Genomic DNA, 18,296 nt, shown 5'->3' with positions numbered 1-18,296 from the left:
AAGGGTCAGATCCCCGACTTCTTAGAGAAGTCGGGGATCTTATCAGCTTAAACTAATTACCCAGTCACGTAAATGTGAATTTACTTGTTGAGGAATTTCATCATGGGGACAATGACCGGCTGTGAGAAAATATTCGGTTAATTGAGGATAATATTCATGGAATTTTTGGGAACGTTCTCGCGCTTTCATCCAAGGATCTGCTTCTCCCCATAGTAACAATAATGGACAAGTTAATTGTTTGAGTAAAATATCAACTTTCGCCCCTTGAGGACTACTAAAAACGGAAACAAATACATCTAACGCCCCTTTGTCAAAAGCTGGACGTTGAATTTCTGCTACTAATTGATCTGTTATTGCACTTTTATCCAGATAAACTTTTTCTAAGGTGCGACGAATTACCCACTTTTGGCGAGTATATTGAAATAATAAGGATTGCGCTAACCGTTGTTTAAAAAACCATGTCACAGTTTTTCCTAAAACTTTTTGCAGAGGATTTATAGAAGGTTGAATTTGATTTTCTGGTTGAGAAAATGGTCCAGCACTATTAAGTAATACTACACCTGCTGCACTATCAGGACGTTGGGAAGCAACGCATAAACAAGCGTAACCACCTAAAGAATTACCTGCTAAAATGGTCTTTTGACCGATGACTTCACTGATAAAATCATGGAGTTGGTCGTGCCACAAGTCACCGCTATACTGTAAATTAGGTTTTGCGGAACGCCCAAATCCTAATAGGTCAATGGCAAATACTTGGAAATCTGCACTCAATTCTGTGATATTCTTGCGCCAATGGTCTGTGGAAGCACCAAAACCATGTACTAATAGTAAGGGTGGACACTGAAGGTGTTGTTCTCCTGCTTGGACGTAGTATACGTTGTGTCCGCGCCATTGCCAATATTGACCAGGAATCGGATTTGTAGAAGGAGTGATACTTGTTTGCATATTGCGAAGAAATATTAAGTTACTGTGAATAATTGTAAATTAAATTATTTAACAACGGACAACTGACCACTAACAACTGACAACTCATAAAAATGATTACTGGAAAAACGCAACTTTTGGGAGTGATTGGACATCCTGTGTCACATTCCCTTTCTCCATTGATGCACAATGCGGCTTTAGCTAAACTGGGATTAGATTATGTATATTTGCCTTTTCCTATTGCACCGGAGAATTTGGAGAGTGCGATCGCAGGTTTTGCTAGTATTGGTGTAGTAGGATTTAGCATTACAATTCCCCATAAACAAGCAATATTACCCTTATTATCCGAAATTTCCCCTGTCGCCCAAGCTATCGGTGCAGTGAACACTGTCACTCGTCAAGGTGATAAATGGGTAGGGACAAATACAGACGTGGAAGGATTTATTGCCCCATTACAAACAACATATCATCAAGATTGGAGTCAGAAAAAAGCGGTAATTTTAGGGAATGGTGGGGCTGCGAGGGCTGTGGTTGCTGGTTGTATTCAACTCGGTTTTGCAGAAATTCATGTTGTCGGGCGGAATTTACAGAAATTACAAGCATTTCATCAAAGTTGGCAAAATTCACCCTTTGCAGATAAATTTCAGGTACATGAATGGCAAGAATTACCGAACCTACTTCACCAAGCTAACTTATTAGTAAATACAACCCCAATTGGAATGTATCCTTATATGGAAGAATCGCCATTAAGTAGCCAAGAAATTGGTTATTTGCCTGGTGATGCCATTGTCTATGATTTAATTTATATTCCTAAACCTACCAAATTTTTGCAGTTGGCAGAAAAACAAGGAGCAATTATTATTGATGGTTTAGAAATGCTTGTCCAACAAGGTGCAGCAGCTTTAAAAATTTGGTTACAACAAGAAACAGTCCCCGTCAACGAAATGCGTCAAGCATTGCAAAATCACCTGGGGATATGATAGGGCAGGGGAAAAAGAATTTGGTAAAAGGTAAAGAATTACCAATTACCAATTACCAAAAATTACGCTTTCTTTAACCAGCTAAACATAGCGCGTAAATCTTTACCAACTGCTTCAATAGGATGTTCTGCTTCTTGACGACGCATAGCAGTAAAACCGGGTTTACCAGCTTGGTTTTCCAAGACAAATTCCCGCGCAAATTGTCCAGATTGAATTTCGCTGAGGATTTTCTTCATTTCCGCTTTGGTTTCGGCGGTGACAACGCGAGGACCGCGAGTATAATCACCATATTCGGCAGTATTGGAAATACTATCGCGCATGGTAGCTAAACCACCTTCTACGACTAAATCAACAATTAATTTGACTTCGTGCAGACATTCAAAATAAGCGAGTTCAGGTTGATAACCTGCTTCAACTAAGGTTTCAAAACCGGCTTTGATTAAAGCACTCAAACCACCACACAATACTGCTTGTTCCCCAAACAAATCGGTCTCGGTTTCTTCACGGAAAGTAGTTTCCAAAATACCGGCGCGTGTACCACCAACACCTTTAGCATAGGCCATTGCGCGATCGCGTGCATGACCAGTTGCATCTTGATAAACTGCAAATAACGCGGGTACACCTTGTCCTTGTTCATAGGTACGACGTACTAAATGTCCTGGTCCTTTAGGTGCAACCATGACGACATCAACATCAGCAGGAGGTACAACTTGTGCAAAATGGATATTAAAACCATGTGCAAAAGCTAAAACGTTCCCCGCTTCTAAATTTGGTTCAATTTCGTTTTTGTAAATTGTTTTTTGGACTTCATCTGGTAATAAAATCATGATGAAATCAGCAGCTTTCGCAGCATCAGCAACATTTTTTACAGTCAAACCAGCAGCTTCGGCTTTGGCTGTGGACTTACTGCCGGGATATAATCCGACAATGACGTTTACACCGCTATCTTTGAGATTCAGCGCGTGAGCATGACCTTGTGAACCATAACCAATAATAGCAACGGTTTTACCTTTTAAAAGATCCAAATTAGCATCTTCATCATAATACATACGTGCCATAGAAGCATCTCCTGTCCGTAAAGTTGTCATGAAATTGGCAGACTTATGATTGTATCGCAAATTGGGTAATGGGTAATTGGTAATTGGTAATTGGTAATGGGGACTGGGGACTGGGGACTGGGGAAGAAAAATTAATTCTTTCTTCTTCCTCCTGACTCCTGACTCCTTTACTTTAATTTTTTTTTAAGAAGTTCAAGATAAACAGAAATAATTGTGATAATTTTGATACAAATTTGTTAAGAATAGTTACAGCCCTGTTATGGAAGGAAATATTTTTTATGGTTGATCTAGCTGACAAGAAACCGGTTCATCAAGTCGTGATTATTGGTGGTGGTTTTGGTGGGTTGTATGCCGCTAAGTCTATGGCTAAGGCTAATGTGCAAATCACGTTGATTGATAAACGCAATTTTCACCTGTTTCAACCACTGCTGTACCAAGTCGCTACAGGTGCTTTATCCCCAGCGGATATTTCTTCTCCCTTGCGGGCTGTCCTCAGCAAAAGCAAGAATACAAAGGTGCTGTTGGGTGAGGTGAATGATATTGACACTACCACCCAAAATGTCATGGTAGGCGAAGAATCTGTCCCCTACGATACATTAATTGTGGCTACAGGGGCGAAGCATTCCTATTTTGGTAAGGATAACTGGGAAGAATTTGCACCGGGTTTAAAGACTGTAGAAGATGCAATTGAGATGCGTCGGCGGATTTTTATGGCTTTTGAAGCCGCTGAAAAGGAAAGTGATCCGGTAAAACGTCAAGCTTTGTTAACTTTTGTAATTGTTGGTGGTGGTCCAACTGGGGTAGAATTGGCGGGAGCGATCGCTGAATTGGCAACTAAAACCCTGACAGAAGATTTCCGCAACATTGACACATCAGAAACCAGAGTTTTATTGTTAGAAGGTTTAGATCGGATTCTTCCCCCTTTTGCCCCCGAATTATCCCACACAGCGGCAGCATCTTTAACTGCTTTGGGTGTGGATGTGCAAACCAAAACTTTGGTAACACATATTGAAAATGATATTGTGACGATTAAGCAAGGTGATGATGTCAAAGAAATTGCGGCAAAAACCGTGTTGTGGGCTGCGGGTGTAAAAGCCTCACCTATGGGGAAAGTTTTGACAGAGAAGACGGGAGTGGAGAGCGATCGCGCTGGTCGTGTTATCGTTGAACCAGACCTAAGTATTAAAGGATTTCCCAACATTTTCGTAGTTGGTGACTTAGCAAATTTTGCCCATCAAAATGATAAACCTTTGCCGGGAGTTGCACCAGTCGCCATGCAGGAAGGCGAATATGTGGCTAGACTCATTCAAAAACGGTTGAAAGGTGAAACATTACCCCAATTCAAATATGTGGATAGAGGTAGTTTAGCAATGATTGGGCAACACGCCGCAGTTGTTGATTTAGGATTTATCAAACTTAGAGGTTTCTTTGCGTGGTTTGTCTGGTTATTTATTCATATCTACTTCCTGATTGAATTTGATAATAAGTTAGTTGTGATGATTCAATGGTTGTGGAGTTATTTTACGCGCAATCGTGGCGCGAGATTAATTACAGGTAAGGAAACTATTGCACCTGTACCAATTGCAAATAGTGATAGTCACACGCCAATTGTCACAAAAAAGCCGTTGAATGTGTAGTTTTATAAAGTGGGTTATTAACCCACTATCCTGATTTAGATGTAATCTCTAATTGGAAAGGAATGCGGGCTTATGGGAATACGCCCGTAAATTTTACCAATAATTATATTGTAGTATCTAAATTCTGATATAGTATAATCAGTAAGAGTTTTTACTATTTCACTTATTGGATTAAAAATATGTCCAGCACGATCTTAAAAGCTAAAGATATAGAAAATGCAAAACAAATAATTGCTAACGATTTGGAAGAAACTATCAGATTTTTGAATCGTTGTGGGGGATTTAATTCTAGAAATAATAAGGAGAAGAATCAATTTGATGAATATATTAAAATTGCTCAAGGAAAAGGCAAATCTCTTGTAGAACTCAAGCAAGATTTATTATTAGGAAAAAATAAATTTCAAAAAGCAATGCAAATGTTATTAGAAATCTTAGACAGTGATGTATCACGAAATCTTTTTGGGAGAAATATCCTAGCATTTAGGAAGAAAACTTTTTAAAATTAAAGAAGGTTATGTAATGACATTATTTAGAAGTAGGGGAAATTAGTAGTGGTAGGGCGGGTAAAATTCTTGGTTTTTCTCGTTTAGAGGTAATAGAAATGATAAAACTACAAGATCAGCGATCGCTTCACACCACAAACTTTAACTTATTTATGCCCCGGTGCTAATACAGGCTACCTCAGAGGTAAACCCTGTATAGGCCAAGCTTACCAAAAAATCACCAACTTAAATTTAGCAGCTTTACGAGAAATCCAAAACGAGTAGGGGCGCAGGGCCTGCGCCCACCTTAGTTCGACGTAAGAGAATAACTTACAAGTGTTGACGGGAAAGAGCCACCTGAGTTCGGTGTAAGAAAATCAGCTATAAATGAGACTTTTTTCGATTTAGACAAGGTGTTGTTAAAGTGAATATATATATTATGGTGGGAATATTTGTACAGTTAATTTATATTTATCAATTCTTTTAGATATCGTTAATATTGGGTTTCGTTCCGATTGCTCCGCAACGCGAACAAACCAACCTACGAGGAATTGTGATTCCACTTCCCAAACCCTCCTCAGACGGCGTTTTTATTGGCTGAACCAGAGACTTATTCTCCTTATTTAGGTATTTATTAGTGGTGCGGATGCTGCCATCTGGCATAATGGTATTGTAATAGATACTCCGCTTCATGTTGGCACCTTCCAAGTCGGCTCTGGTCAAGTCAGATTCGGTCAAGTTAGTCTCAACCATGTCAGCACCAGAGAGATAGGCATCAACAAGCTTGGCATTAGTCAAATCAGATCTGGACAAATGAGCAAAACCCATATTAGTCCTGGTTAAGTCAGCATCTCTGAGGATGCACCGGATCAACCCAGCTTGACCAATGCGACTGCTACAGAAATTAGCTCCAGTGAAGTTAACATCTTCCATATAAATTTCCCCCAAGTCAGAATCACTCAGATCGATTCCACTCAAATCAACTCCAGCCATTTCACTACCTTCCAAAAAAATTCCAGCAAAGTTACGCTCTCCAGCGTTGTATCGAGCCAACAGATCATCAGTCCTAATCCAATTCATAATCAAACCTCCTCAACTCCCAAGCCATCCTCACAGAAGACTCCCTTCCCAGCCACCAAATTCTTACTCAAAAGTTCTACAGCCGCTTGATATTGAGCATCTGCCTTTGTGCCGATTTGTTCCCGGTTAAGTGATGGTTGGGGAATAAAAAGTATTAACAATTTCTGATTAATCAATTTTCATGCTGATTTAACCAAGTTACTAAATCAGCAACTTCTGAAAAGTCTAACAATGCTTCTGCTAAATCGTCTAACTTCTCAACTGTTAGCATTCTGACTCGATTAAGCAATGATAAATCTATCTCGACAAATCGGCGATTAAGCTGGCGGATAACTGTCCTTTGCTCACCCTTTTGTAAAATATCTTGATAAATTACTGATTCTTGCATAATTTCCTCACTTAACAATTGACGAATCAACTTTTTCTCAAACCGTAAACCGGCTAAAATCTCTGTGTAAGCGGCAATATCTTGTTTAGTCTCTCTATCTACGATTTTAGCAACATTTTCAGAAATCTGTGATAACAGACCTTGAGGTGAATTTGTGCGCGTTAACGGTGCTAAGGGTAATAATGCCAAATTGTTGAGAAATAAGGCTGGATCTTGTTCCCACATCCTAATGACACGATAGTGGTGAGTTGTAGTTTCACTCACATAAGCTTCGATAAAAGCGTTTTCATGATTTGTTTCTTGTAAAAAAATCACTACTTGAGTGACAGGAATTTTATATTGGCGTGTTAACCTGACATAATAATCTAACTCTCGTAGCGGAATAGGCGTGTTAGATGTTGCCTTGGTCTGAAATTCAATATGTAAAATTCGATGTTCTGTTTGGAGAAATGTCAGAAAATCAGCACGAATTGGTTCAATACTCAATTCAGTTTTTAACACTTTGATTTCTTGCGGTTCTTCTGGTAGTAACCACCGGGCAAAATCAAGGGGATATTTTTCAGCTAATAGTTTGCAAACGTTGTCAAAACTCACAACTTTATTAAAAGTTACATAACAATATTAATTGTACAATTAAATGGTTCATTGTTGGAAAATGGTTTCTATCAATTACGGTTACAGGCGACTGATATTAGTAATCGCACCAATCTCACACAGATAATTGTTGAAGTCAATACTGCAACTAAACCGATTTATCTATAACTTCAGCAACATCGCCAACAACCCAACCTAGAAGATCAGCGATCGCACTCAAAAGTGTTAAGTTATTGAGCGATCGCTTCACACCACAAACTTTAACTTATTTATGCCCCGGTGCTAATACAGGCTAACTCAGAGGTAAACCCTGTATAGACCAAGCTTACCAAAAAATCACAACCTTGAATTTAGCAGCTTTAAGGGAATAGGAAATAGGGAACAGGGAAAGAAATTCTTACCAATCACCAATTACCAATCACCCATTACCCATTACCAACTTCTTACCCAAAAGTTCGATAGCCGCCTGATATTGAGCATCTGCATTTGTACCGATTTGCTCCCGGTTAAGTGATGGTTGGGGAACAATTTGATCAGGCTTAATTCCCAACTTATTAATATCTCGATGGTTAGGAGTTTCATATTTAGCAATTGTTACCGCCAAACCAGAACCGTCGGATAATTCAAACAAAGATTGAATTAAACCCTTACCAAAAGTCGTTTCCCCAACTAACTGGGCGCGATGATTATCTTGTAATGCCCCCGCGAGAATTTCGCTGGCACTGGCTGTTCCTTTGTTAACGAGAATTACTAAAGGATCTGTAGTTAAAGCCGGTCCAAAGGCTTCATACGTTCCCTGAATGCCTTGACGGTTGGCTGTGTAAACGATTGTTCCAGAGTCCAACCATAAACGAGCAGTTTCAATTCCCGCTTGTAGGAGTCCACCGGGATTATTTCTTAAATCAAGAATATAGGCATCTGCGCCTTTTTTTTCTAAAATAGAAATAGCGTGTGCCAACTCAGTAACAGCATTGGCACTAAATTGACTCAGGGATAGATAACCAATCTTAGTTCCTTGGGGGGATAATCGTAAATCAGAAACAACAGGATTAAGAGCAATGCGATCGCGTACCAAGATAACTTCCTGATCTTGTTCTCCTTCCCTACCAATTAACAGCGTAACCACGCTACCCCTTGATCCACGCATCTGCGCCGCCGCCTCATCAAGAGTTAGATTCTCTGTAGATAAACCCTCAATCTGCAAAATGCGATCGCCTGATTTTAAACCCGCCTTATCCGCCGGAGAATTATTAATAGGTGTAATTACCTCCAACACACCAGTTTGGGGATTGAGAGTAATTTGTAAACCCACACCAGTCAACTCTCCAGAAGTGCTAACCTGCAAACTGCGATATTTCTCAGGATCAAGAAAGCGGGTAAAAGGATCATCCAAACTCTTCAGCATCGCCTGAATAGTAGTATAGGCTGCTTCATGATTAGCAAAATGCCCTTTCAACGCCTTTTGTCGCACATCAAGCCAGCTTTGATGGTTAAAAGTCCCATCCAAATAAGAGCGATTAACAATTCGCCACACTTCATAAACCAACTTCTGTTCTGGAGTCAAAGCCGAAGCCGACGGAGCATATCCTCCCCAAACCAAACCGAAAACCAATAGTAGCAAACATCCTAGCCGCCAAACCCGTTGGTGAATGAACCCTAATTTCAGTGCCATCTCAGACTCAAATTCCCTAAAAATTTCTGTAATGCTCAGTTGCTGATGAAATCTATCTCTCGACTATGTTACTTTTTTTATAGAAGAAGTGCATTCTTCTCATAAACTTGCTAGTCCAAATTTGTGAGATGTCCATTCTTCCTGATCAACGATAAAATCATCTTTGGAGTCAACATAGTTAGCGTTGACTCGTAAAGACAAGAAGACAGGAAGATTTATCAAAAATAGGGTGAGTTACACCCAAATCTACGCTCGTGGACAAATAGAACACCATTCTTTTGGATGAAGCGAGAAGCGAACCCTCTAACTGAGGTTAGTTGAATAGTCATAGCTGACTAAGCTTCGCATAACAAAACTTATCAACCGCAATCTATTTTTAGGACCTTAAGATTGTATGGCTAACGTCTATGACTGGTTTGAGGAACGCTTGGATCTCCAAGAAATTGCTGATGATATCACCACCAAATACGTTCCTCCCCACGTTAACATCTTCTACTGTTTAGGTGGAATTACCCTAGTCTGCTTCCTCATCCAGTTCGCCACTGGATTTGCGATGACATTCTATTACAAACCCACCGTTGCCGAAGCTTTCTCCTCCGTAGAGTACATCATGAATGAAGTCAACTTCGGTTGGTTAATTCGCTCCATTCACCGCTGGTCAGCCAGCATGATGGTATTGATGATGATTCTGCACACCTTCCGCGTTTACCTCACAGGCGGCTTCAAAAAGCCCCGCGAATTAACCTGGATCAGTGGTGTTATCCTCGCAGTTATCACCGTTTCCTTTGGTGTAACAGGCTACTCTCTCCCTTGGGATCAAATTGGTTACTGGGCTGTAAAAATTGTTAGTGGTGTACCAGAAGCAATTCCCGTAGTCGGCGTTCTTATCTCCGATTTACTTCGTGGTGGTTCTAGTGTTGGTCAAGCCACCCTTACCCGCTACTACAGCGCTCACACCTTCGTTCTCCCTTGGTTAATTGCCGTCTTCATGTTGTTCCACTTCTTGATGATTCGCAAACAAGGTATTTCTGGACCTTTGTAATCAAAGTTCCTAGCAAACAGGCATAACTTGTGTTTCCAGATCATCGTAGTTTGTTTTAAACTAGAGAGAAAATAACTTGTAAGTTGTAGACATAAACTACTATTGGAAACTTGAGCTAGTTGTATTGTTGGCAGCTTTCACCAATACTTTAACTTCACTTCAGCCGGAGAGCGCATTTAGAAATGTCAACCCAAAAAAAACCGGATCTGAGCGATCCCAAATTAAGAGCTAAACTTGCCCAAGGCATGGGTCACAACTACTATGGTGAGCCTGCTTGGCCTAATGATTTACTCTACATATTCCCAGTTGTAATTATGGGTTCTTTCGCCTGTATTGTGGCTCTAGCAGTTCTAGATCCCGCTTTAATAGGTGAACCAGCCAATCCTTTTGCTACTCCTTTGGAAATTTTACCAGAGTGGTACTTATATCCTGTTTTCCAAATTCTCCGCTCACTACCTAGTAAGCTGTTAGGTGTATTAGCAATGGCTGCTGTACCCCTGGGATTAATTCTCGTTCCCTTTTTGGAAAACGTGAATAAGTTCCAAAATCCTTTCCGTCGTCCCGTAGCAACAACAGTATTTCTGTTCGGTACTCTTGTTACCCTATGGTTAGGTATTGGTGCTGCACTGCCATTAGACAAATCCTTAACTTTAGGATTATTCTAAGGTAGTTGTAGTTACAGTTAAAACTAAATCTAGTAGCGTCTGTGATTTTCAAGAGTATATACAGGATAATATCTGGCAAACAAATAGCTGTAATTATTTGATAGTCTACTTGTTACTGGTATTTGACAAGAGATATACTTTTGAAGATCAACAGACGCTAACTGAACTAGAATTGCGGGAAGAGTATGTCACATTAGTGATGAACATAGAGTTAAAACCAAATATCTCTAATCTCATCATTACTATTCCTAAATGTGAACTTCTCAAGTCACAAAAAACACAACTACTGTTCAATTACTTTCTATTCAAGTCACGGTCAATGCTTAGCATAGTGCAGCAAGACCATCGGACGGTAAAGAGCGATCTTAAGCTCTTAAATCCAGTGCAACAATGGTTTGAAGAATTCTGTCAGCAATATTTACCTAAATATGGCTGGTCAGATAGCCAACTTTATCGTCTCAACCTAGCTTTAGCAGAAGGTTTTACCAACGCAGTTCGTCATGCTCATCATGCTTTACCACCGGAAACAACTATTGAAATTCAAGTCAGTTTATGGACTGATAGGCTGGAAGTGAGAATTTGGGATTACGGAAAACCATTTAATCCTGATGTAATTACTGAGCCAGAACCGGGAACTCTACAAGTAGGTGGATATGGATGGTTTTTACTCCGCCGTTTGGCGGATAAAGTTGTATATGAACGTGATTCAGATAGTAGAAATTGCCTGTTAATTGTTAAATATTGTTTAGAAGAACAGCAAAATTAGAAGTTAGTCAGCTATCCGATATTTGAAATTCAAAATTCAAAATAATTACATTTGTAGTTACAGCAAATTGCACATTAATGAGGTACAGGATGTAAATTCAAAGCCAGACAGCAAGCCAGTTATACTCCTGACTCGGTGACTCCTGCTGTATTTTGTGGTGTTTGTTATAATCAGACCAAACTAAAAAACCTGTTTTTTCCACGAAAAAATAATTTTTAAAGAAGAATTAATATTTTATTAGCACAAAGAAAGAGACATGACTTTTAAAAAATTGCAATTTAATTTTGAGAAAATCCGCCCCTTGTTAACTTTGTTAGCGATCGCCTGGTTATTAGCATCCTTGGGATTGGGCTGGTTAGTTAATTCCTTGGTAATTATTGTGGGGTTATTGTTTTTGTTGCCTGTGATAGCTTTCTTTGGCTTTCGCTGGTGGTTACAAAAGAATTTAGTTACTAACCAGTGTCCTGTCTGTGGATATGAATTAACAGGGGTAAATAACAGCCAAGTACAATGTGCTAACTGTGGTGAACAACTATTAGTTAAAAACTTTCAATTCCAACGCTTCACACCAGAAGGAACAATTGATGTGACAGCGGTTGAAGTGCAAGCCCAATCACTGGAAGATTAGTTAGAGAATAGGAGTCAGGAGTCAGGAGTCAGGAGTCAGGAGTCAGGAGTCAGGAGTCAGGAGTCAGGATGAAGAAGAAAGAAGAAGAAAGAAGAAGAAAGAAGAAGAAGAAAGGAGAAAATTCCTACTCTGAACCCCTACATCCCCACACGCCTACTCATTTATCTAGATTTTTGAGAAAATGTGGTTGTTGTAGTTCAGACAGCCAAAGGATCAAGGCATCCTCATGGTTATCCTTGTAATAACCCCGTCGTTTTCCCGCAGTTTTGAAACCAAATTTTTGATACAAAGAAATAGCAACGTGGTTAGAATCGCGGACTTCGAGGGTAGCTCTCTCCAAACCAAGATCAGCCGCAGTTTGCAGCAGAGAATATAATAAAGCTTTTCCCAGTCCTTGACCATGATATTGGGGATGAACTGCCAAAATTGTAATGTGTGCTTCCTCTAAAATTGACCAAAAGCACCCCATTCCTAACAATTCGGAGTGATTAAAAGGTGAAAATAAACCCAAAAAATGACTATTAGGACTTTCTAACTCTCGTAGGTAGCCTTCCATAGTCCATAAACCATCAAAACAGGCTTTATCTAGTTCTAATAGTTCAGTTAGATTATCTGTGGTTAAAGATTGAATTTTTAAGTCGGATGAAATCACAATTTTTGAGGATTGAGGAAGGTTAATTACCAATTACCAATTATCCATTACCAATGAGAGGGTAAACTGGAAATTAGGACATATACTCATGGCCTGATTTTTCACAAAGACAACTCTTATTAGTTATGGTATCGACTTACCCTGTCGAAGTTCAACTTTCTGGCCGTCAATATTTACAGTCAACAACCAATGACAGTGCTGATATTTCTCCTAATCAACAACTCTTACCTTTGAGTGCGAGAGTTAATGATCATGATCATTTAGAAATCGGTGGGTGTGATGTCACAACCCTAGTTGAACAATTTGCTTCACCTTTATATATTTTAGATGAGGAAACCCTGCGGACAGCTTGTAGACAATATCGAGATACCTTTAAGGAATATTACAAGGGAGAATCTCAGGTACTTTATGCTTCTAAGGCATGGAATTGTTTAGCTGTTTGTGCCATTGTGGCTTCAGAAGGGTTAGGAATTGATGTAGTCTCCGGTGGCGAACTTTATACTGCGCTAAATGCGGGTATGAGTCCTGATAAAATTTACTTACATGGAAATAATAAATCTCATGACGAGTTAGTTTTAGCGATTCAGTCTGGATGTACTATTGTAGCGGATAACTGGCATGAATTAGATATGCTGGTGAAGATAGCAGGGGAGAACACGGAAAATTCTTCTCTTTCGCCCATTCGGATCATGCTACGCTTAACTCCTGGGATAGAATGTCATACTCACGAATATATTCGTACTGGACACTTAGATAGTAAATTTGGTTTTGATCCCCATGATTTACAAGAGGTGTTTGCTTTTGTGAGTCAACAGCCTAGTTTAAACTGTGTGGGGCTACACGCTCATATTGGTTCACAAATTTTTGAACGTCAACCACATAGAGATTTAGCGGCTGTGATGGTGCAGTGGTTAAGAGATGCGGCTAAACATGGCTTGCAGGTGACAGAATTAAATGTTGGTGGTGGTTTAGGGATTAAATATACAGAATCTGATGATCCACCAAGTATTGCTGAATGGTCTAAGGCAATTTGTGAGGTTGTACAAGCTGCTTGTATATCGGAAAATTTGCCTTTACCAAAGTTACTCTGTGAGCCAGGGCGATCGCTCATTGCCACATCTTGTGTTACTGCTTATACAGTTGGTGCTACCAAGGTAATTCCTGAAATTCGCACCTACGTGGCGATTGATGGCGGAATGTCAGATAATCCCCGTCCTATCACCTACCAATCAGTTTATCGGGTGGTGGTTGCGAATAAAATATCTGATCCTTGCACCGAAATCGTGACATTGGCGGGTAAACATTGCGAATCAGGAGATATTCTGATTAAAAATGCCCAACTGCCAAAAACTGAAGCAAATGATATTCTCGTAGTTATGGGAACTGGTGCATACAATTACAGTATGGCATCTAACTACAATCGCCTCCCCCGACCGGCAGCAGTTGTAGTGGCAAATGGCGAAGCAAATTTAATTTTGCAGCGCGAAACTTATCAAGACTTGATTCGACAAGATTGCCTACCAGAAAGACTTAAATAGTCTGTAGTCAGTGGTCAGTGGTCAGTGGTTAAAAAATCACAAATGACAAATGACAACTGACGACTGACAACTGACAAATGACTATAAGAATCCAGATGTCATGAGAGATTGGTGGAAGCATTGGCTGATAAACCTGGGAGATTGGTCGCAGTCCTTGCTCCTTGGGACTCTGGATATGATGTTAGTGCTGGCACTGACATACATGATCCTGGTGATTATTAGTGAACGGCGCACATTATGGATGGTGCGAGGGTTTATAGTCTTAATGCTTTGCTCGGCGCTCAGTGGCAAGTTAGGATTACCTTTGCTAAATTTTGTTCTGGAAAAATTGGTGATTGGCTGTGCTGTGGCTATGGCTGTGGCGCTGCAATCAGAATTTCGCCGTTTTTTGGAACAATTGGGACGTGGCGAATTTTGGCAGTTATTTCAAAATAATGCTAGAGCAATTCCTAAGTCGGATAGTGTAATTGATGAAATTGTTGATGCAATTAAAGAGTTATCAAAAAATCGGATTGGCGCTTTACTAATTTTAGAAACCACAGGGCCTATTGAAGAACAAGATTTTTCAGTCCCAGGAGTGAAGCTAAATGCTGAAGTTTCTAAGGAACTGATCCAAACTATTTTTCAACCGAAAACTTTGTTACATGATGGAGCAACGTTAATTCGTGGTTCGCGTATTGTATCATCTGGTATAATTCTACCACTTTCAGGACGCACAGCGTCGCGGCAGTTGGGAACACGCCATCGGGCGGCAATGGGAATTACTGAAAGGGTCGAAAATTGTATTTGTGTTGTTGTATCAGAAGAAACGGGTTCTATTTCCTTAGCGGAAAAGGGAACTCTATATAGACCACTAACTATTAAAAAGCTCAAGGAGTCTTTAGAGACTCGATTTTCTCCCACTGTAGATCGGGAGGCTCATGCACCTGGTCTTTTAAGTTTAGTTCGTCAACTTGGTGATCAATCACTAAAATTAATGTCCCGGTTACTTGGCTTACCTTGCCTTCGACACGCTACCCGTAGGGGTACGACCGCTTCTCAAGATAAAAAATGAAAACACAACAAACTGAATTGCAATATTTACCTATTGATTTAAAACAAGAATTACTACCTCAGCACGTCGCGGTAATTATGGATGGTAATGGCCGATGGGCAAAAAGTCGTGGTCTACCCCGGATTATGGGTCATAAGGCTGGTGTCAATGCTCTCAAGGATTTGCTGCGCTGTTGCAAGGACTGGGGAATTAAAGCGCTAACTGCCTATGCTTTTTCAACGGAGAATTGGCAAAGACCAGAGGAAGAGGTGGAATTTTTAATGAATCTATTTCAGCACGTTTTACGGCAAGAACTGCGGGAAATGGTGGAGGAAAATGTGCAAATTCAGTTTGTGGGTAATTTATCGGCTTTACCACAGGCTCTTCAGGCTGAGATTTCCCATTCTATGAATCAAACTAAGGATAATGGGAGTATCCGGTTTACAATTGCGACTAATTATGGAGGTAGGCAGGAGATTTTACAAGCTTGTCGGGCGATCGCTCAAAAGGTCAAGGAAGATTTACTACGGCCTGAAGATATATCTGAAGAAGTATTTGAAGCTCATTTATATACGGCTGGAATCGCAGATCCAGATTTATTAATTCGCACCAGTGGGGAAATGCGATTATCGAATTTCTTACTTTGGCAAATGGCTTATAGTGAAATTTATATTTCTGATACTCTCTGGCCTGATTTTAACCGTCATGAGTTTCATCGCGCTTTATCTGCTTATCAACAACGAGAACGTCGGTTTGGGAAGGTGTGACAATTATCAATCAATTCAAGAGGGCGCAGACCCTGCGCCCCTACCTCCTGACTCCTTCTTTATTCTCCTGATTCCTTCTTTATTCTCCTGACTCCTTCTTTATTCTCCTGATTCCTTCTTTATTCTCCTGATTCCTTCTTTATTCTCCTGATTCCTTCTTTATTCTCCTGACTCCTGACTCCTGACTCCTGACTCCTGATTATGGTCCTGAAAAAACTGCTTCTTCGATGTCTTCTCGACTCAGGGAATATTTAAAGGAACGTTGTATATCTTGACGGTTTTCTCCTGATTGGAAATAGCGAACTGTAATTTGTTCAGTATCTAACCAAAGTTCTGCTTCCCAACTAGATCGTTGGACACGCCAACAATGTAGTTGGGTATCGTCTTGTTGACAGCCTTGGGTTTTTAGCCATTGTTCGATTTGTGGTAAAGAATGACTATATAGGGGTGTATCAGAGGAAAGCATAAGCAATTCAATTCAAAGTTATTCGGTTATTTTAGAGGTGGTAAATTGAGTTTAACTGATTGCTTCTCCGCGGAGGATAGCGATCGCCAGCGCTAACAGCATACAACCAACTATGGTTAACCCCAAAATAAATAATACAAATATTTCTCCAGAAGACAAGGGGCGATCGCTGGCATCCAGATACATTGATTTGGAAAAATCGTAGGGTTTATGCACGGAGTGATTTAAGTCTGGTGGTGCTTGAATGACACCAAACCGGGAATAGCCAATTTTTAAATCATAGTTTAAGCGCCGTTCTGGATTACTCAGGGTAGCGTAAGCTGTGTTAATTTGCTGAAATTGAGCCGTAGCAATGTTCGCAGGTAATTCCGTCGTATCTGGATGATAGAGTTTACTCAGTTCTCGATAAGCGCGACGGATATCAATTACTGATGCTCCGGGATGGAGTCCTAGCAGGGAATAATAAGTAGTATTGCTGCTTTGTGGGACTTCCCCATGATGATTTACGTTTTTTTGAGTCACTTTGCTCAAATAAGTTTTTTTCTATTCTAAATCTCTTGGGTAGCTATAGCAGAAACAGCCACAAAACATCTTATAATATGTATTATTCAGTATTTTATTAGATGCGATGCAAACTAGAATTAATCTCCAAAATATCCAAACTCTTACCGATTTCAAACGTAACGCCAAAGACTACGTAGAAAAAATTAAGTTGACAAAATCCCCACTGGTGTTGACTGTCAATGGCAAAGCTGAGGTTGTAGTGCAGGAAGCACAAGAATTTCAAAAGATGTTAGATCGACTGCAAAACCTTGAGGAAGAACTGCAAAAACTCAAATTAGCAGCTTTACGCAATGAAATTAACATTGGTATTCAGCAACTAGAAAATGGTGAGTACACTGAATATGATGAAGAGTCGCTAACAGATTTTTTTGCAAATATTAAAGCCAGAGTTCAGAAAAGTGAAGTTGAAAGTGATTTTGTATGAGTCAATTTCGCATTTCTAGCCAAGCAGCAGGAGATATTGAGAATATCTGGAAATACGTGGCGCAAAATAACTTCAAAGCTGCTGACAAACTTTTTGACATCCTACGGTCCACTTTTCCCAAACTAGCCAAATTTCCCCAAATGGGTAAGGAACGCCCTGAACTAGCTTTTTCTTTGCGAAGTTTCCCTGTAAACAGCTACTTAATTTTTTACCGAGTCATTGATCAAGGTATTGAAATTGTCCGTATCTTACATGGTTCACAAGATATAGAGGGAATTTTTCATGATCTAGAAAATACAGAGGATGAATAAATAGCCTTGGAATAAATAGAATCTGATATGAATTACCAATTGACAATTGATAGCTACCTGTGCAAAATTAATTGGATATTCTAAATGTTGGGTTTCTTTGCGTCAACCCAACCTACACAAAGCTTAAAACGTTTTCAATTAATAATGAAATACATCATAGCCTTGGGTGGGGTTCTTGTACCGCATAGCACCGTAAGTAAAGCACTGTAAATTAGGAAATTCTGCATGAGGATTTTTATGGGGTATAATCAAATTATATTATTTTTTGAGGTAGAAATATGCAAACTTTAAGCACAAATAACTTAAAAAAATTATATAAATCAGACTATTTAGCCTGGTATGAAATGACTTTGGAACAAATAAAAAATGATCAATTAAATGATTTAGATTTAGATAGTTTAAGTGAGGTTTTAGAAAATCTGGTTAGAGATACTAAACGTAGTGGGGAAAGTTATTTGAGACAAATCATCATTCATTTATTATTAATTGAATATTGGGAAGCAGAAAGTATAAATCGTCGTCATTGGGCAGCGGAAATTGTTAATTTCCGAAATGAATTAGAAACAGATAGTAGTTTTTCACTCTCCCCCCACTTTCGAGAGTTTATAGGGTAGGTAGAAGTAGG

General features: G+C 39.7%; 22 protein-coding genes. 13 read left to right on the top strand and 9 right to left on the bottom strand.

Annotation, left to right across the window (positions count from 1 at the left end; translation table 11 throughout):
• Window positions 1-42: 42 nt before the first annotated feature.
• Complete coding sequence (locus tag FJR05_RS19985; RefSeq protein WP_168645744.1) at window positions 43-945, bottom strand: alpha/beta fold hydrolase; 903 nt, start codon at window positions 943-945, stop codon at window positions 43-45.
• 92 nt (window positions 946-1,037) lie between these two features.
• Between FJR05_RS19985 and FJR05_RS19980 the strand changes: the two genes are divergently transcribed.
• Complete coding sequence (locus FJR05_RS19980) at window positions 1,038-1,904, top strand: shikimate dehydrogenase (protein ID WP_168645743.1); 867 nt, start codon at window positions 1,038-1,040, stop codon at window positions 1,902-1,904.
• A gap of 62 nt (window positions 1,905-1,966) precedes the next feature.
• Here the strand turns inward: FJR05_RS19980 and ilvC are convergent, their stop codons facing one another.
• Window positions 1,967-2,992 (bottom strand): ketol-acid reductoisomerase, encoded by a 1,026-nt coding sequence (ilvC, locus tag FJR05_RS19975; RefSeq protein WP_371416919.1) that lies wholly within the window; start codon window positions 2,990-2,992, stop codon window positions 1,967-1,969.
• Between the two features lie 248 nt (window positions 2,993-3,240).
• On the opposite strand from ilvC, the gene FJR05_RS19970 reads away from it, so the two are divergent.
• On the top strand, window positions 3,241-4,599 hold the full coding sequence (locus FJR05_RS19970; RefSeq protein ID WP_168645742.1) for an NAD(P)/FAD-dependent oxidoreductase: 1,359 nt from the start codon (window positions 3,241-3,243) through the stop codon (window positions 4,597-4,599).
• Between the two features lie 179 nt (window positions 4,600-4,778).
• Entirely contained in the window at window positions 4,779-5,099 is a 321-nt protein-coding gene (locus FJR05_RS19965) for a hypothetical protein (protein ID WP_168645741.1), read from the top strand.
• 465 nt (window positions 5,100-5,564) lie between these two features.
• Here FJR05_RS19965 and FJR05_RS19960 read toward each other — a convergent pair whose 3' ends face one another.
• The 4 genes from FJR05_RS19960 to ctpA form a co-directional block, all read right to left on the bottom strand.
• Window positions 5,565-6,161: a pentapeptide repeat-containing protein gene (locus FJR05_RS19960; RefSeq protein ID WP_168645740.1), complete on the bottom strand. Its 597-nt coding sequence runs from the start codon at window positions 6,159-6,161 to the stop codon at window positions 5,565-5,567.
• 2 nt (window positions 6,162-6,163) lie between these two features.
• Window positions 6,164-6,337, bottom strand: a complete 174-nt coding sequence (locus FJR05_RS19955) for a hypothetical protein (RefSeq protein WP_168645725.1) — start codon at window positions 6,335-6,337, stop codon at window positions 6,164-6,166.
• Window positions 6,334-7,143 (bottom strand): DUF4351 domain-containing protein, encoded by an 810-nt coding sequence (locus FJR05_RS19950; protein WP_168645739.1) that lies wholly within the window; start codon window positions 7,141-7,143, stop codon window positions 6,334-6,336. Before FJR05_RS19950 ends, FJR05_RS19955 begins: the two co-directional genes overlap by 4 nt.
• 418 nt (window positions 7,144-7,561) lie before the next feature.
• Window positions 7,562-8,815 (bottom strand): carboxyl-terminal processing protease CtpA, encoded by a 1,254-nt coding sequence (gene ctpA / locus FJR05_RS19945; protein ID WP_168645738.1) that lies wholly within the window; start codon window positions 8,813-8,815, stop codon window positions 7,562-7,564.
• Window positions 8,816-9,209: 394 nt separating this feature from the next.
• Here ctpA and petB point away from each other — a divergent pair, with 394 nt between their 5' ends.
• The 4 genes from petB (at window position 9,210) to FJR05_RS19925 (ending at window position 11,916) form a co-directional block, all read left to right on the top strand.
• Window positions 9,210-9,857, top strand: coding sequence for a cytochrome b6 (gene petB / locus FJR05_RS19940; RefSeq protein ID WP_027404375.1), 648 nt, complete (start codon window positions 9,210-9,212; stop codon window positions 9,855-9,857).
• A gap of 182 nt (window positions 9,858-10,039) precedes the next feature.
• Window positions 10,040-10,522: a cytochrome b6-f complex subunit IV gene (gene petD, locus FJR05_RS19935; protein ID WP_168645737.1), complete on the top strand. Its 483-nt coding sequence runs from the start codon at window positions 10,040-10,042 to the stop codon at window positions 10,520-10,522.
• A gap of 319 nt (window positions 10,523-10,841) precedes the next feature.
• Window positions 10,842-11,288, top strand: a complete 447-nt coding sequence (locus tag FJR05_RS19930; protein ID WP_168645736.1) for an anti-sigma regulatory factor — start codon at window positions 10,842-10,844, stop codon at window positions 11,286-11,288.
• 256 nt (window positions 11,289-11,544) lie between these two features.
• Entirely contained in the window at window positions 11,545-11,916 is a 372-nt protein-coding gene (locus FJR05_RS19925) for a hypothetical protein (protein ID WP_168645735.1), read from the top strand.
• 157 nt (window positions 11,917-12,073) lie between these two features.
• Here FJR05_RS19925 and rimI read toward each other — a convergent pair whose 3' ends face one another.
• On the bottom strand, window positions 12,074-12,568 hold the full coding sequence (gene rimI, locus FJR05_RS19920; RefSeq protein WP_168645734.1) for a ribosomal protein S18-alanine N-acetyltransferase: 495 nt from the start codon (window positions 12,566-12,568) through the stop codon (window positions 12,074-12,076).
• 125 nt (window positions 12,569-12,693) lie between these two features.
• On the opposite strand from rimI, the gene lysA reads away from it, so the two are divergent.
• The 3 genes from lysA (at window position 12,694) to FJR05_RS19905 (ending at window position 15,906) form a co-directional block, all read left to right on the top strand.
• The gene (gene lysA, locus FJR05_RS19915) at window positions 12,694-14,106 is read left to right on the top strand and encodes a diaminopimelate decarboxylase (RefSeq protein ID WP_168645733.1); all 1,413 of its coding nucleotides are present in this window, start codon (window positions 12,694-12,696) and stop codon (window positions 14,104-14,106) included.
• A 100-nt stretch (window positions 14,107-14,206) separates the two neighbouring features.
• On the top strand, window positions 14,207-15,160 hold the full coding sequence (cdaA, locus tag FJR05_RS19910; RefSeq protein ID WP_168645732.1) for a diadenylate cyclase CdaA: 954 nt from the start codon (window positions 14,207-14,209) through the stop codon (window positions 15,158-15,160).
• The gene (locus tag FJR05_RS19905; RefSeq protein WP_168645731.1) at window positions 15,157-15,906 is read left to right on the top strand and encodes an isoprenyl transferase; all 750 of its coding nucleotides are present in this window, start codon (window positions 15,157-15,159) and stop codon (window positions 15,904-15,906) included. The genes cdaA and FJR05_RS19905 overlap by 4 nt, the downstream gene beginning before the upstream one ends.
• A gap of 199 nt (window positions 15,907-16,105) precedes the next feature.
• On the opposite strand, the gene FJR05_RS19900 is transcribed toward FJR05_RS19905, so the two are convergent.
• Both FJR05_RS19900 and FJR05_RS19895 read right to left on the bottom strand, forming a co-directional pair.
• Complete coding sequence (locus FJR05_RS19900) at window positions 16,106-16,372, bottom strand: DUF3143 domain-containing protein (RefSeq protein WP_168645730.1); 267 nt, start codon at window positions 16,370-16,372, stop codon at window positions 16,106-16,108.
• 51 nt (window positions 16,373-16,423) lie between these two features.
• Entirely contained in the window at window positions 16,424-16,894 is a 471-nt protein-coding gene (locus tag FJR05_RS19895; protein WP_168645729.1) for a J domain-containing protein, read from the bottom strand.
• A 106-nt stretch (window positions 16,895-17,000) separates the two neighbouring features.
• Between FJR05_RS19895 and FJR05_RS19890 the strand changes: the two genes are divergently transcribed.
• The 3 genes from FJR05_RS19890 to FJR05_RS19880 all read left to right on the top strand — a co-directional run bounded on the left by FJR05_RS19890 (window position 17,001) and on the right by FJR05_RS19880 (window position 18,285).
• Window positions 17,001-17,360: a type II toxin-antitoxin system Phd/YefM family antitoxin gene (locus FJR05_RS19890; protein ID WP_168645728.1), complete on the top strand. Its 360-nt coding sequence runs from the start codon at window positions 17,001-17,003 to the stop codon at window positions 17,358-17,360.
• A complete protein-coding gene (locus FJR05_RS19885) occupies window positions 17,357-17,671 on the top strand; it encodes a type II toxin-antitoxin system RelE/ParE family toxin (protein ID WP_168645727.1) in 315 nt (104 codons plus the stop codon). The genes FJR05_RS19890 and FJR05_RS19885 overlap by 4 nt, the downstream gene beginning before the upstream one ends.
• Before the next feature lie 278 nt (window positions 17,672-17,949).
• Window positions 17,950-18,285 carry a DUF29 family protein gene (locus FJR05_RS19880; RefSeq protein ID WP_168645726.1) on the top strand — a complete coding sequence of 112 codons (336 nt, stop codon included), beginning with the start codon at window positions 17,950-17,952 and terminating at the stop codon, window positions 18,283-18,285.
• Window positions 18,286-18,296 lie beyond the last annotated feature (11 nt).

It is taken from the genome of Dolichospermum sp. UHCC 0259, from assembly GCF_009711935.1.
Taxonomy (GTDB): Bacteria; Cyanobacteriota; Cyanobacteriia; order Cyanobacteriales; family Nostocaceae; genus Dolichospermum.
This window is presented reverse-complemented; position numbering and strand designations above follow the sequence as displayed.

Excerpts from the sequence above, each read along its gene's own strand:
- FJR05_RS19885 (WP_168645727.1), top strand. The coding sequence starts at position 17,357 with ATGAGTCAATTTCGCATTTCTAGCCAAGCAGCAGGAGATATTGAGAAT.
- petB (WP_027404375.1), top strand. The coding sequence starts at position 9,210 with ATGGCTAACGTCTATGACTGGTTTGAGGAACGCTTGGATCTCCAAGAA.
- FJR05_RS19900 (WP_168645730.1), bottom strand. The coding sequence starts at position 16,372 with ATGCTTTCCTCTGATACACCCCTATATAGTCATTCTTTACCACAAATC.
- ilvC (WP_371416919.1), bottom strand. The coding sequence starts at position 2,992 with ATGACAACTTTACGGACAGGAGATGCTTCTATGGCACGTATGTATTAT.
- FJR05_RS19970 (WP_168645742.1), top strand. The coding sequence starts at position 3,241 with ATGGTTGATCTAGCTGACAAGAAACCGGTTCATCAAGTCGTGATTATT.
- FJR05_RS19925 (WP_168645735.1), top strand. The coding sequence starts at position 11,545 with ATGACTTTTAAAAAATTGCAATTTAATTTTGAGAAAATCCGCCCCTTG.
- FJR05_RS19905 (WP_168645731.1), top strand. The coding sequence starts at position 15,157 with ATGAAAACACAACAAACTGAATTGCAATATTTACCTATTGATTTAAAA.
- FJR05_RS19980 (WP_168645743.1), top strand. The coding sequence starts at position 1,038 with ATGATTACTGGAAAAACGCAACTTTTGGGAGTGATTGGACATCCTGTG.
- petD (WP_168645737.1), top strand. The coding sequence starts at position 10,040 with ATGTCAACCCAAAAAAAACCGGATCTGAGCGATCCCAAATTAAGAGCT.
- FJR05_RS19965 (WP_168645741.1), top strand. The coding sequence starts at position 4,779 with ATGTCCAGCACGATCTTAAAAGCTAAAGATATAGAAAATGCAAAACAA.
- FJR05_RS19960 (WP_168645740.1), bottom strand. The coding sequence starts at position 6,161 with ATGAATTGGATTAGGACTGATGATCTGTTGGCTCGATACAACGCTGGA.
- FJR05_RS19880 (WP_168645726.1), top strand. The coding sequence starts at position 17,950 with ATGCAAACTTTAAGCACAAATAACTTAAAAAAATTATATAAATCAGAC.
- FJR05_RS19930 (WP_168645736.1), top strand. The coding sequence starts at position 10,842 with ATGCTTAGCATAGTGCAGCAAGACCATCGGACGGTAAAGAGCGATCTT.
- cdaA (WP_168645732.1), top strand. The coding sequence starts at position 14,207 with ATGAGAGATTGGTGGAAGCATTGGCTGATAAACCTGGGAGATTGGTCG.
- FJR05_RS19985 (WP_168645744.1), bottom strand. The coding sequence starts at position 945 with ATGCAAACAAGTATCACTCCTTCTACAAATCCGATTCCTGGTCAATAT.
- lysA (WP_168645733.1), top strand. The coding sequence starts at position 12,694 with ATGGTATCGACTTACCCTGTCGAAGTTCAACTTTCTGGCCGTCAATAT.
- FJR05_RS19890 (WP_168645728.1), top strand. The coding sequence starts at position 17,001 with ATGCAAACTAGAATTAATCTCCAAAATATCCAAACTCTTACCGATTTC.
- ctpA (WP_168645738.1), bottom strand. The coding sequence starts at position 8,815 with ATGGCACTGAAATTAGGGTTCATTCACCAACGGGTTTGGCGGCTAGGA.